Genomic DNA, 12,016 nt, shown 5'->3' with positions numbered 1-12,016 from the left:
AACTCCAGGACGCCGTCGTCGACCCGTGTCCGGCGCGTGTCCGTCACCGCTCACCTCCGGACACGAGCGTGCCCTCGACCCGGCGGTCCAGGTTCCAGGGGTTCGCTTCCTGCAGAGCGGGCGGAAGGAGTTCGTCCGGAGCGTTCTGGTAGCTGACCGGGCGCAGGAAGCGGTCGATGGCCAGACTGCCGACGGACGTGCCGCGCGGGTCCGACGTGGCGGGGAAGGGGCCGCCGTGCACCATGGCGTGGGTCACCTCCACCCCGGTCGGCCATCCCCCGAAGACGATCCGCCCGACCCTGCGTTCCAGCACCGGGAGGAGGGCCCGGGCAGCCGCGGTGTCCTCGGCGCTCGCCGTGTCCGCGTGCAGGGTGGCGGTGAGCTGCCCCTCCATCGACTCCAGCGCCCCGGTGAGCTCGTCGGTCGAGGAGTAGCGGATCACGAGTCCGGCCGCCCCGAAGATCTCCTCCTGGAGCCCGGGGTCGGCCGTGAAGGCGGCGATGTCCGTGCCGAACAGGACCGGAGCGGGTCCGTGGGGGCCGCGGCCCCGCGTTCCGCGCGCCAGGACCGCCACCCCGGGACTGGCCGCCAGCCCCTCCACACCGCTCTCGAAGGCCCTGTGGATCGGGCCCGTGAGCATGGTCTGCCCCGTCGCCGCCGCGACCCGCTCCCGCGCGGCGTCGACGAACGCGTCACCGCCGGGGGTGGCGGGCACGAACACCAGGCCCGGATTGGTGCAGAACTGACCCGAACCCAGGGTCAGGGAACCGACGTACTCCGCCGCGAGCGCGCGGGCGGCGTCCTCGCGCAGGGCCCCGGGCAGCACCACCACGGGGTTGGTCGAGGACATCTCCGCGAAGACCGGTATCGGTTCCGGTCGAGCCGCCGCAGTGCGCATCAGGGCCGTCCCCCCGGCGCGCGAGCCGGTGAACGCGGCGGCGCGGATGTTCGGGTCGGCCACCAGCGCCTGGCCGATCGCGGTGCCCTCTCCGAAGAGCTGGGAGAACACTCCTCCCGGCAGCCCACTGTCCTTGACGGCGCGGGCGACCGCCTGGCCGACCAGCTCGGCGGTGCCGGGGTGGGCGTTGTGGGCCTTGACCACGACCGGGCACCCCGCCGCGAGCGCCGAGGCGGTGTCGCCCCCGGCGGTGGAGAAGGCGAGGGGGAAGTTGCTCGCCCCGAAGACCGCGACCGGGCCGAGGGGGACGCGGGTCAGGCGCAGGTCAGGACGCGGCGCGGGTCGCCGGTCGGGGAGGGCCGGGTCGATGCGGGCTCCGAGCGCGTCGCCCCGGGCGACGACGTCGGCGAACATCCGCAGCTGACCGGTGGTCCGGGCGCGCTCGTTCTCCAGACGCGCCGTGGTCAGTCCGGTCTCACGGGACGCCCGCGCGGTCAGCTCCGGGCCGATCTCCTCGATGTTGTCGGCGATCCCGCGCAGGAACGCCGCGCGCTCGTCCGGAGGCTGGGCCCGGAAGGTGTCGAACGCGTCGTGTGCGGCGCGTGCGGCCTCCCGGACCGTGCTGTCGTCGACCATGCCGAAGTCGGGGCCGAACTCCGCGCCCGTCGCCGGGTCGACCGCGCGACGGGTTCCTGCTCCTCCCTCGACGGGCTCTCCGGCCACGAGCGATCGTCCGTCAACGGACACGGCTTCTCCTTGCGGGTGTGGGGTGGCGAGGGCTGTCTGTCGGGCGTGGTCGGCCCGTCAGGCGATCTTCCGGACGAGGGCGGCCAGTTCGGCGCGTTCAGCCTCGTCCAGTCCGGTCAACGGAGGGCGGACCGGACCGCCGTGGCGACCGGCGGCGTCCAGACCCGCCTTGACGATGGACACCGCGTACCCCCGTGTCCGGTCGCGGATGTCCAGATAGGGGAGGACGAACTCGTCGAGCTTGCGGTGGACGGCCGCCCGGTCGCGGGCCCGTACCGCGGCGAAGAAGTCGAGGGCGAACTCGGGCGCGAAGTTGTACAGCGCCGAGGAGTAGGTGGTCACCCCCAGTTCGAGCAGCGGCAGCGCGTAGGTCTCGGCGGTGGGCTGGCCGCCGATGTAGACGAGCCGGTCGCCGACCCTGGCGCGGACGCGGGTCAGCGACTCGATGTCGCCGATGCCGTCCTTGAGGCCGATGAGGTTCGGGTTCCGGTCGGCCAGAGCGGCCACGGTCCGCGCCGTGTACACCGCGTTGGCGCGGCTGTAGGCGATGACGCCGAGGTCGGTGGCCGCGCAGACCGCGCTCACGTGCTCGACCAGCCCGGCCTGCGGGGCCTCGGTGAGGTAGGGCGGCAGCAGCAGGATCCCGTCGGCTCCCGCCTCCTGCGCCGCACGGGCCTGGGCCGCCGCGGAGGCGGTACCGCCCGTGGCGGGCGCCAGCACCGGCACGGTGCCGCCGACCTCGTCGACGGCCACCCGCACCACCTGGTCGATCTCCGCGGGGGTCAGCGAGAATCCCTCGCCGGTGCCGCCCGCGGCGAACAGCGCGGCCACCCCGTGGCTCGCCTGCCAGGCGAGGTGCTCACGGTAGCGGTCCTCGTCCACGGCGAGGTCCTCGCGAAAGTGCGTGACGGGGAAGGAAAGGAGGCCGGAGCCGAGCCGGGCGGCCAGATCGGCGGGGGGCATCGGGTTCACGTGACGTCCTTTCGGCGGTGGCGGGATCGCCCTGACCGGGGCCCGATCAGTTCCTTCCGCCACCGTAAGGAGTGCGTTTCGATGCTGTCCAAGACTAGTTGTGCATCAATCGATGCCCGTCCGGTATCAGTGGGGCGTGTCCTCCGGGGTCGGCCACGTCTCCAGGGCCCGGCGGAGGGCGGGGTTGTCGGAGTCGCGCGGCCAGATGAGGTGGAGTTCGACCGGGTCCTCGGGGAGTCCGTCGAGCTCCACGTAGGTCACCCCCGCGATCCCCAGCCCGGTCGCCGAGGCGGGCACGAACGCGACCCCGCGCCCGGCCGCCACCAGCCAGACCATGGTCAGCACCTGGCTGACCGTGTGGACCACGTTCTGGTGGGCGATCGGGAGCAGACCCACCACCAGGTCGTAGAAGTACCGCGCCCTCGTCGGCGAGTGCATGATCAGCGGGACGTCGACCAGGTCGGCGGCGCCGACGGCGCCGCCGGCGCGGGCCAGCGGGTGCCCGGTCGGCACGGCGAGCAGAAGGCGCTCGCGGTGCTGCGGCCGTGAGGCGAAGACCTCGGTGTCGAAGGGCGGTCGGGCCAATCCCAGATCGAGTTCGCCGTTGAGCAGCGCCGCCACCTGTTCCCGGGTGACCATCTCGAACAGTTCGACGTCGACCTCCGGGAACTCCTCCTCCAGCGTGGCCAGCATCGCGCCCAGGACCCCGTAGGAGGCGACCGCGGTGAACCCGATCCTGAGTCTGCCCCGCGATCCCGCGGAGATCCGCCGTGCGAGGTCCGGCGCGCTGTCGGCGAGGGCGAGCAGTCGGCGCGCCTCGGTCAGGAACGCCTGGCCCGCGGGGGTCAGGGCGACCCGGCGGCGATCCCGGTCCAGCAGTCGCGCACCGACCGCGCGTTCGAGTTTCTGGATCTGCCGGCTCAGGGGCGGTTGCGTCATGGACAGCCGTTCGGCGGCGCGTCCGAAGTGCAGTTCCTCGGCGACGGCGACGAAGCCGCGCAGTTGGTCGAAGGAGAACGCGATGTCCATGGGGTATCGACTGACGCCTGTTCGAGCTCGGATGTGCACAGAGGGGCCATCCTAGGCCGCCGACGCCCGCCCCCGGCGTCAGGCGCCGGAGGGGGTTGGAGTCTCCTCCTCGCCCCGCGCGCCCAAGCCCGCCTCGACCATCGCCTGGACCTTGGCCAGATGCGCCCGCATGTGGCGCTCGGCGTCGTCCGGGGCGTGCGCGGCGATCGCCGCGGCGATCCGGACGTGCTGGGCGGCGCACTCCGAGGAGTTGTCCACCTCGGGCGCGTCCCGTCGGCGCAGCGTGGTGACCAGGTCCAGGTAGTCCGTGACCAGGTGGGCCAGCGGCCGGTTTCCGGACGCGGCGGCGATGGCCGCGTGCAGCCGCTGGTCGTGGGCGCGGAAACCGGCCAGATCGGCGGCCTCGGCGGACGCGCGCGACGCCTCGGCCAGGCGGGTGATCTCCGCGGCCTCGTCGTCGGTCCGCCGCTGCGCGGCCAACCGCGCGGTCTGCGTCTCCAGCGCGGCGCGGACCTCGTAGGCCGACCGGATGGACTCCGCCGAGGGGACGGGCACCCGCAGGCCGCGCCGACCCTCCGGCTCCACGAACCCGACGTGGGCGAGCCGTACGAGGGCTTCGCGGACCGGGGTCTTGCTGACGCCGAGCCGCTCGGCGAGCTTGGCCTCGGTGACCTGCTCGCCGGGCGCGATGCGACTGGTGACGATCGCCTCCCGGATGCGCGCGTACACGGTCTCGGTCAGCCCCGCGGGGCGGCTCGGAATCGGTTCCAAGGCGTCCGTCATCTCCTCGCTCCACCTTCTCTCCGCGGCGGTTCCGAGCCTGGCGGGCCGTTGACCCCAGCAGATCTCCTGTGCCAGACTCCGGTATTCCATACACGATATCCGTATACGAGATATGATCGAAAGGCGCACGGATGACGCGATCGGTCGCGTTGGTCACCGCGGGCAGTCGGGGTCTCGGCTATGCCTGCGCACGCGAACTCCTCCGACGAGGCCACCGGGTGGCGATCGCCGCCCGCTCCGCCGAGGGCGTCGACACCGCCGTCGCACAGCTCCGCGCGCACGGTACAGCCGAAGGGTTCGTCGCCGACATCGGTGACCAGGACGCCCTGGCCGGGGTCGTGGAGCGGACCCGGTCACAGCTCGGCCCGATCGAGGTCCTGGTCGCCAACGCGGGCGGCCCCAGAGCAGGCGGGTTCTTCGACCTCGACGACGCCGACTGGGACGCCGCCTACCGGCTCACCCTGCTCAGCGTGGTCACCTCGGTCAGCCTGGTCGTCCCCGACATGCGGCGTGCGGGGGGCGGTCGCGTCGTCGTCACCGGATCCTCCAGCGTCCGTCGCCCCCTGGAGGGGCTCACCCTGTCCAACGCCTTCCGTCCGGCGGTCAACGGCCTGGTCAAGGACCTCGCCGTGGAGCTGGCGCCCCACCGGATCACCGTGAACATGGTCTCCGCCGGGCGCATCGACACCGACCGCGTGCGCCAGCTCGACCTCGTCCGGGCCCAGCGGAGCGGATCCGACCCCGAGAGGGTCCGGGCCGGTTCGGAGGCCTCCATCCCCACGGGCCGGTACGGCACGCCCGAGGAGTTCGCCGCCGCCGTCGGATTCCTCGCCTCCGCCGAAGCCGCCTACGTCACCGGCCAGAACATCCTGGTCGACGGCGGACTCGTTCCCACACTTCCCTAGGCGAACGCCGTGATCGTCACCGAGGTCGGCGCCCGCCATCCGTGTGACGTCCCCGTGCGGCCTCCTGCGACGGGAGCGCGGCGCCTCCGGCGGCTCGTGGATACGGGCCGCCGGAGGGCCGTCGGCGCCGGAGCCGGTGCGCCCGATCAGACGCGGTCGACCAGGAGCTGCCCGTCGGTGGCCTGCTGGCCGGTCAGCCCGCCGCCGTAGTTGGCCTCGACCCGCGAGCGCTCGGAGGCGTTGGGGTAGGGGTTGGTGCAGCTCACGCCGCCGGTCGAGCCCGACATCAGCGACGAGCACGGGCCGGGCTTGACGTCGGGCAGGCCCAGGCTGTGGCCGAGCTCGTGCGCGGCGATGCGCACGGCGTCGTAGCCCGCGGCGGTGCCCTGGCGGCCCATCCAGACCGTGACCTGCCCGCCCGGGCGCACCGGGCCCAGGTGGGCGCGCGGCCAGCCGTTGTCGGCGATGACGCGGATCTCGGCGCGCCGTCCGGCGGGGACCGGCTCCAGACGGACGTTGGTGACGCTGTGGTTCCACACGAGCACGGCCGAGGAGACGGCGGAGGTGTACTCCGCGGCCTGGCTGGCGTCGTAGTACAGGACGGTCTGGCGCAGCGGCTGGGACTGCTCCGCGGGAGCCGCGGCGGCCGGCGCGGAGCTCACCAGCGTCAGCGCCAACGCGCTCAGCGCGATCAGGAGGGGTGTGAGGACACGTCTCAGCATGGGGGTCTCCCTGAGGGGTGAGAGTGCTGGTCCTTCGGTGACCCGGTGGGGTCGGCCTGATGCTATGTGTAGTGACGTATCACCACAAGGTGTGCAAAACGACTTTCCCACCCGTCGATGAAGAGGTCGGGTTCCTCGATCGGGAGGACAACCCCCGTACGGGCGGCGCGCCGAGGAGGTCTTCCCGGCGGCCCGCCTCCACAGCACGCTCGTCCCGGGCCGCGTGGGCGACGGGCGCGGACACCCGTGGTCGGAGCGCCGACCGCGGTGCCGGACGCCGACACCGTCAGCCCGAGGCCCGGGAGTCCGCCCCCCGGGGCGCGGCCGTGGTTCCCCGGACGACCAGCCGGGGGGCGATGACGGTCTCCGTGTCGGGCGCCTCCTCGCCCTCCAGGCGGGCGACGGCCAGGCCGACCGCGAGCTCGGCCATCCGGGTGATGTCCTGGCCGACCGTGGTGAGGTCGACGTGCGCCAGTCTGGCCAGGCGGCTGTCGTCGAAGCCGACGACCGAGATCTCGTCGGGGACCGCGACGCCGGAGCGGAGGAACGCGTCCAGGACGCCGGTGGCGCAGCGGTCGTTGAAGGCCAGCACGGCGGTGGGCCGCGGGCGGGCGGCCAGCAGAGCGCGGGCGGCCGCCGCGCCGTCCTCCTCGGTCAGGCCGCCGGGCAGGACGTGGACCTGGTCGGCCAGGCCGTGCCGCCTCATGGCGGCGCGGTAGCCGCGGCGCCGGTCGGCGGAGCCCGGGGCCCGGCCGCCGTCGATGTGCGCGATGGCCCGGTGGCCCAGCGCGGCGAGGTGGTCCACGGCCTGGCGGGCCCCCACGTCGTCGGCGGTCCGCACCACGAGGACCCCCGGAGCGGTCGGGCGCGGCCGACGGGCCACCGAGACGACCGGCAGCCGCTCGGCGAGTTCGGCCAGCCGTGCGGCGGGGGCGTGCGGACCGAGCAGGACCAGCGCCTCGCAGCGGTCGGCGAGCAGGCTCTCCACGGCGCGCCGCTCGTCGCGGTGGGCGCCCACGGCGCTCAGCACGACCTGGTACCCGGCGGGTTCGGCGGCCGCGTAGACAGCCTCCACCAGGTCGGTGTGGAACGGCTGCTGGAGGCCGAACTGCACGCCGAGCAGGTGGGAGCGGTGGCTGCGGAGCAGCCGCGCCCGGGAGTCGGGCCGGTAGTCGATCTCCCGGGCGGCCGCGAGGACCCGTTCGCGGGTGGCGTCGCTGGCGCCCTTGGCGCCGCGCATCACGATGGAGACCAGTGCCGTGGACACGCCCGCCCGCGCCGCCACGTCGGCGAGGGTGGGCCGTTTCCCGCGGGGGTCCGTCGGCGTCGGTGGCACCGCTTGGCCTTCCTGGTCGGGGACGTCTCCTGAGCGACGATCGTAGGCCACACGGGGCGAGCCGCTCCCCGGATTCTATAACGTTCTAGTACTGCTGGCCCGGTGGTCTTGACGGGGCGGCGGTGCTGCCTGTGTACTTCCTCGCAGGAACTAGAACGTTCTAGTTCGCGGAAGGGAGAACACGGCGATGTACACGTTGGCCGTCTGCGCCGAGATGGTCTTCCTCGACCAGCCGATCGAGGAGCGGGCGCGGCGCATCCACGACCTCGGTTTCCAGGTCGAGATCTGGGACTGGACCCGGCACGACCTCGCCGCGCTGGAGCGCACCGGGGCGGCGTTCTCCTCCATGACCGGGTACGTCCGGGGCAGCCTGACCGACCCCGACGGCGCGGCGGAGCTGGTGCGCACCGCCGAGGAGTCGGTTCGGGTCGCCCAACGGCTCGGCTGCCCCCGGCTGAACCTGCACGGCACCGGACTGGACGGCGAGGGTCTGCCCGTGCGACCGGTCACCGGACCGGCCACCGGACCGATGTGGATCGCCGCCCACCGCACGCTCACCCGCCTCGCCGAGCTGGGCGAACGCACGGGCACCACCTTCACCCTGGAGAACCTCAACACCGCCGTCGACCACCCGGGGGTGCCGTTCGCGACCGCCGCCGACACCATGGCCCTGGTCGCCGCCGTGGACCGCCCCGGGCTGCGGATGAACCTCGACCTGTACCACGCACAGATCGGCGAGGGGAACCTGATCGACCTCGTCCGCCGCGCGCACGGCCAGGGCCTGATCGGTGAGATCCAGGTCGCGGACGTCCCCGGCCGCCGTGAGCCGGGCACCGGCGAGATCGACCACCCGGCCGTCGCCCGCGCCCTCGCCGGCCTCGGCTACGACGGCACGGTCGCGATGGAGGCCTGGGCCTCCGGCGACAGCGCCCTGGCGCTGGAACGCTTCCGCTCCGCCTTCACCCCGTGACGGGCGCGCACACCCCTGACCAGACCACCGACCCCGGAGACCACCATGACCACGCACTCCTCCGAACCCCTCGCCGTCGGACTCGTCGGCGCCGGACGGATGGGCTCCTTCCACGCCGAGACGCTCGCCCGCCGCCTCCCGGACGCCCGGCTCGCCGCCGTCGCCGACCCCGTCCCGGGCGTCGCGCGCCGCCTCGCCGACCGCCTCGACTGCCCCATCGCGCTCACCGACATCGACGAGCTGCTCGCCGACCCCGGGATCGGGGCGGTGGTGGTCTCCACCCCCGCCCGCACCCACGCCGACCTGGTGGTGGCCGCGGCCCGCGCGGGCAAGGCGGTCTACTGCGAGAAGCCCATGGCCACCACCCTCCCCGACGCCGACCGCGCCATCGACGCCGCCCGAACGGCCGGCGTCCCCCTCCAGGTCGGCTTCAACCGCCGCTACGACGCGGGCTTCCGCGCCGCCCACGACGGGATCGCCGCCGGTGACATCGGCACCCCGCAGCTGCTGCGCTCACTCACCCGTGACCCCGGACTGGCCGACCCGGCGCCCATCCCGCCGTGGACGATCTTCCTGGAGACGCTGATCCACGACTTCGACACGCTGCGCTACCTCAACCCCGGAGCCGCACCGGTCGAGGTCTCCGCCATGGCCGACGCGCTGGTCCGCCCGGACTTCAAGGACCGCGGCCTGCTCGACACCGCCGTGGTCACCATCCGCTTCGACAACGGCGCCATCGCCGTCGCCGAGGCCAGCTTCCAGGCCGTCTACGGCTACGACGTGCGCGGCGAGGTGTTCGGCTCGGGCGGCATGTTCACCATGGGCGACGTCCGCCGCACCCACCTGACCCGGTACGGGCCCCCGGGCGTCACCGCCGACTGCGCCACCTACGACCAGGACCTCTTCCGCGACGCCTACGTCGCCGAGCTGGCCGACTTCGTCGACAGCGTCCGGACCGGCCGGACTCCCGCCGTCACCGGCGAGGACGCCCGCGCGGCCCTGGCCGTCGCCCTGGCCGCGATCCGGTCGGTCGGGACCGGGGCCCCGGCGCGCGTCGACGGGGCCGAGTGACCGTCCGGGCCCGGCACCGGTTCCCGAGCCCGGCGGGGGCCGGAGGCCGCTCCCGCCGGGCTCCGCCGCCGACGGAACCGTGGTCCCGGTCCTTCGTGCGCCGATCACGAGCCCGGACGGATGGCGCTCCCGACCATCTCGATCCTCACCTGGGACAGTCCGCTCAGATCGAGCCCCGGGTTGTTCTCCCTGCGCACGGTGAACTGCCACTGCGTGAACGGGTTCGGCTGCATGAGCAGCTTGCCGAACTCCTCCTCGATGGTCCCGTCGATCACGATCTCGGGCTTGTCCCTCCCGGGCTTGTACTCGAAGGCGCGCTCGGCGGGAAGGGAGGAGAACCGGAACTCCTTCCTCCTGAAACGGTCCTGGTACAAGCCGGAGCTGTGGATTCCCACCGTGATGCTCTGTCCGTCCCTGGGCTTGGCCCCGACGAGGTAGACCCGGATGGTCTTCAGCCTGACGCGCTCCAGCTTCGTGAACACGGGGTGGTCGAGGGTGATCGGCACCTCCAGGACCTCTTCGTCCCTGATGCTCCCGAGGCCCTCGGTGATCGCGAAGTCCTTCACCATCGTCTGCGGCGGCGGTCGGAACCCGTTCAGCGCCCTGGCGTACTCCGCCGCGATCTCGGCGATCTGTTTGGCGATGTGGGCCGCGTCACCCGCCATCGTGGGTGTCACGCTCGGCTCGGCCAGCGCCCAGTAGCGGTAGGCGCGCCCGTAGTTCTCCAGGGCCACGAACAGCCACCGCTTCTGGTCCAGGTACCCCTGGTAGAACGCCTGGGCCGCCGCGTCGCTCAGCGCCTCACCCCTCTCCAGGTCCGCGATGTAGCCCTCCAACCGGTCGACCGACCGCCGGGTGAGCCCCTCCTGGAGGGTCGCGCGGATCAACCGCTGAGCGGCCTGCACGTACCCCGCCTGGGCGGCGACGAAGGCGCGCCCGTAGATCGACAGCCCCTCCAGGGCGGTCTGGTACTCGGCGCCCACGCCCGCCTTGGCGACCATGTGTCCGAACATCGCGCGGACGACGACCTGGAATTCCTCCCACTTCGCGCTGGAGTTGACCGCCCCGCTGTCCGCCGTCTCCCTCAGAAGCCTGTCGATCTCCTTGACCGGCAGCTTCGACAGGTCGGCGGCGTTCTTGCCCATCTGGGCCTCGAGCTTGCGCAGCTGGTCCAGGAGCCGCAGCGCGGCCTGCAGGTCCTTCATGATCTGGTCGATCTTTCCCGCGGCCTCGACGATGCTCTTGGCCGTGTCGATCGTCTTGACGAGCTGGCCGATCGCGTTGGGCGCGCTGAAGGCCCCCATCGCTCCGGAGGCCACGGCGAGTCCCAGGCTGAGGACGGCGAGGCCGCCGTTGACGACCGCGGCCTCGATCTGCTTCTGCCTGAACCTCTCCATCTCCCCCTGGAAGCCGATCTCCGCCAGCTTGACCCGGTCCCTCTGGTTCTCGAGGTTGCGCCGCGACTGGGCCAGCGTCTCCGCCGCGGCGTCGGCGTTCGCGTGGGCCTGGCGGGCGAGCTGCGTGTGGTAGGTGTGGGTGTCCCTGAGGCTCGCCAGGAGCAGCTTGGCCGCCTCGACGCGTTCCTTGGCCCCGGTGGTCTTGTTCCGCAGGACCACGTAGCCGTTCTCGTAGGCCGCGACCGCGTCCTTGTAGGCCTCGACCAGGGTGCCGTAGACACTGCGGTCCAGGCGGGGCACGTACCGCCCGTGGAGACGGTCGCTGTCGTGGAGCGTCACCAGGCTGCTCGCCTGTGCGAACACCTCGCGAAGGTCGGTGCTCTGGCTCGCCAGGTGCACCACCCACCGCAACTGTGCGACCGCCTTGTCCCGTTCCGAGGCCCACACCTGGGTGGCGACCTGGAAGAGCAGTGTCAGGGAGAGCCCGAGTTGGACGGGCCCGCCGGAGACGGGCAGGGGCACCGTGTTCTGGGCCGTGACGGTCAGCGCGTCGTCGTCGACCTCCAGGTTGATGCCGGGCCTGCCCTCCAGGGTGGGATGGCGGTCCTGCCACGTGCCGTTCTTCCCGGGGATGCGCACGTACAGGGCTCCGGGCGTGTCCGGGTTGGTGATCCGGCCCGTGTAGAGGGTGAGCTGTGTCCCGTTGTCCATCGTCAGCGGGGCCGCGGCGGAGGCCGTGACCTCCCGGGCGATCACCTGCCAGCCGGAACCCCGTTTCAGGGACACGGCAGGGTCGCCCGACACGGTGACGGTGTCGGCGTACAGGTAGACGACGCGCACGTCGGGATGCTTGGCGAGTTCCCTGGCCACCGCGGCGGTGTCGAGGTCCCGGCCGTGGAAGACCGCGTTCCTCCCGTCGATGACCGGGCTGGTGAGCGCGGGAACGCCGAGGGCTTCGGGAAGGCTCTGCGGGGCATCGCCCAGGAGCACGGTGTCAGCGGTCATGGTTGCCTCCATGTGCTGGTCGACGAAGGGTTCCGGGTGAGGGGGCGTCCGGGCGCGCGGGAGGAGCGGCGGACGCCGCGGTGTACGTGGAGGCGGCCACCCGGAGAGCCGTTCGCTCACGAGTCCTGGGGGCCGCCTCGTCGCCGTCCTCCCACCCCGTCCGGTCGTCGGCGCCCTCGCC

At 72.9% G+C, this 12,016-nt stretch carries 10 protein-coding genes; 3 read left to right on the top strand and 7 right to left on the bottom strand.

Annotated features, from left to right (window positions below):
- Window positions 1-43: 43 nt before the first annotated feature.
- The 4 genes from ACIBFB_RS00095 to ACIBFB_RS00080 form a co-directional block, all read right to left on the bottom strand.
- Window positions 44-1,645 (bottom strand): aldehyde dehydrogenase (NADP(+)), encoded by a 1,602-nt coding sequence (locus ACIBFB_RS00095; protein WP_397224437.1) that lies wholly within the window; start codon window positions 1,643-1,645, stop codon window positions 44-46.
- A gap of 57 nt (window positions 1,646-1,702) precedes the next feature.
- Window positions 1,703-2,608, bottom strand: coding sequence for a 5-dehydro-4-deoxyglucarate dehydratase (gene kdgD / locus ACIBFB_RS00090; protein WP_397225391.1), 906 nt, complete (start codon window positions 2,606-2,608; stop codon window positions 1,703-1,705).
- 135 nt (window positions 2,609-2,743) lie between these two features.
- Window positions 2,744-3,646: a LysR family transcriptional regulator gene (locus ACIBFB_RS00085; RefSeq protein WP_397224435.1), complete on the bottom strand. Its 903-nt coding sequence runs from the start codon at window positions 3,644-3,646 to the stop codon at window positions 2,744-2,746.
- Between the two features lie 78 nt (window positions 3,647-3,724).
- The gene (locus ACIBFB_RS00080) at window positions 3,725-4,429 is read right to left on the bottom strand and encodes a GntR family transcriptional regulator (RefSeq protein ID WP_397224433.1); all 705 of its coding nucleotides are present in this window, start codon (window positions 4,427-4,429) and stop codon (window positions 3,725-3,727) included.
- A gap of 131 nt (window positions 4,430-4,560) precedes the next feature.
- Between ACIBFB_RS00080 and ACIBFB_RS00075 the strand changes: the two genes are divergently transcribed.
- The gene (locus tag ACIBFB_RS00075) at window positions 4,561-5,334 is read left to right on the top strand and encodes an SDR family oxidoreductase (RefSeq protein ID WP_397224431.1); all 774 of its coding nucleotides are present in this window, start codon (window positions 4,561-4,563) and stop codon (window positions 5,332-5,334) included.
- A 146-nt stretch (window positions 5,335-5,480) separates the two neighbouring features.
- Here ACIBFB_RS00075 and ACIBFB_RS00070 read toward each other — a convergent pair whose 3' ends face one another.
- Both ACIBFB_RS00070 and ACIBFB_RS00065 read right to left on the bottom strand, forming a co-directional pair.
- Window positions 5,481-6,056 (bottom strand): snapalysin family zinc-dependent metalloprotease, encoded by a 576-nt coding sequence (locus ACIBFB_RS00070; RefSeq protein ID WP_397224429.1) that lies wholly within the window; start codon window positions 6,054-6,056, stop codon window positions 5,481-5,483.
- Window positions 6,057-6,342: 286 nt separating this feature from the next.
- Window positions 6,343-7,341 carry a LacI family DNA-binding transcriptional regulator gene (locus ACIBFB_RS00065; protein WP_397224427.1) on the bottom strand — a complete coding sequence of 333 codons (999 nt, stop codon included), beginning with the start codon at window positions 7,339-7,341 and terminating at the stop codon, window positions 6,343-6,345.
- A gap of 238 nt (window positions 7,342-7,579) precedes the next feature.
- Between ACIBFB_RS00065 and ACIBFB_RS00060 the strand changes: the two genes are divergently transcribed.
- Window positions 7,580-8,362, top strand: a complete 783-nt coding sequence (locus ACIBFB_RS00060) for a TIM barrel protein (protein WP_397224425.1) — start codon at window positions 7,580-7,582, stop codon at window positions 8,360-8,362.
- A 45-nt stretch (window positions 8,363-8,407) separates the two neighbouring features.
- Window positions 8,408-9,433 (top strand): Gfo/Idh/MocA family oxidoreductase, encoded by a 1,026-nt coding sequence (locus tag ACIBFB_RS00055; protein WP_397224423.1) that lies wholly within the window; start codon window positions 8,408-8,410, stop codon window positions 9,431-9,433.
- A 104-nt stretch (window positions 9,434-9,537) separates the two neighbouring features.
- Here the strand turns inward: ACIBFB_RS00055 and ACIBFB_RS00050 are convergent, their stop codons facing one another.
- Window positions 9,538-11,835, bottom strand: a complete 2,298-nt coding sequence (locus tag ACIBFB_RS00050) for a hypothetical protein (protein WP_397224421.1) — start codon at window positions 11,833-11,835, stop codon at window positions 9,538-9,540.
- Window positions 11,836-12,016: the final 181 nt, after the last annotated feature.

Source organism: Nocardiopsis sp. NPDC050513 (assembly GCF_044457925.1).
In the GTDB taxonomy this organism is placed as follows: domain Bacteria; phylum Actinomycetota; class Actinomycetes; order Streptosporangiales; family Streptosporangiaceae; genus Nocardiopsis.
Note: the sequence above shows the minus strand (reverse complement) of the source record. Positions and strands in the feature narration are given on the sequence as shown.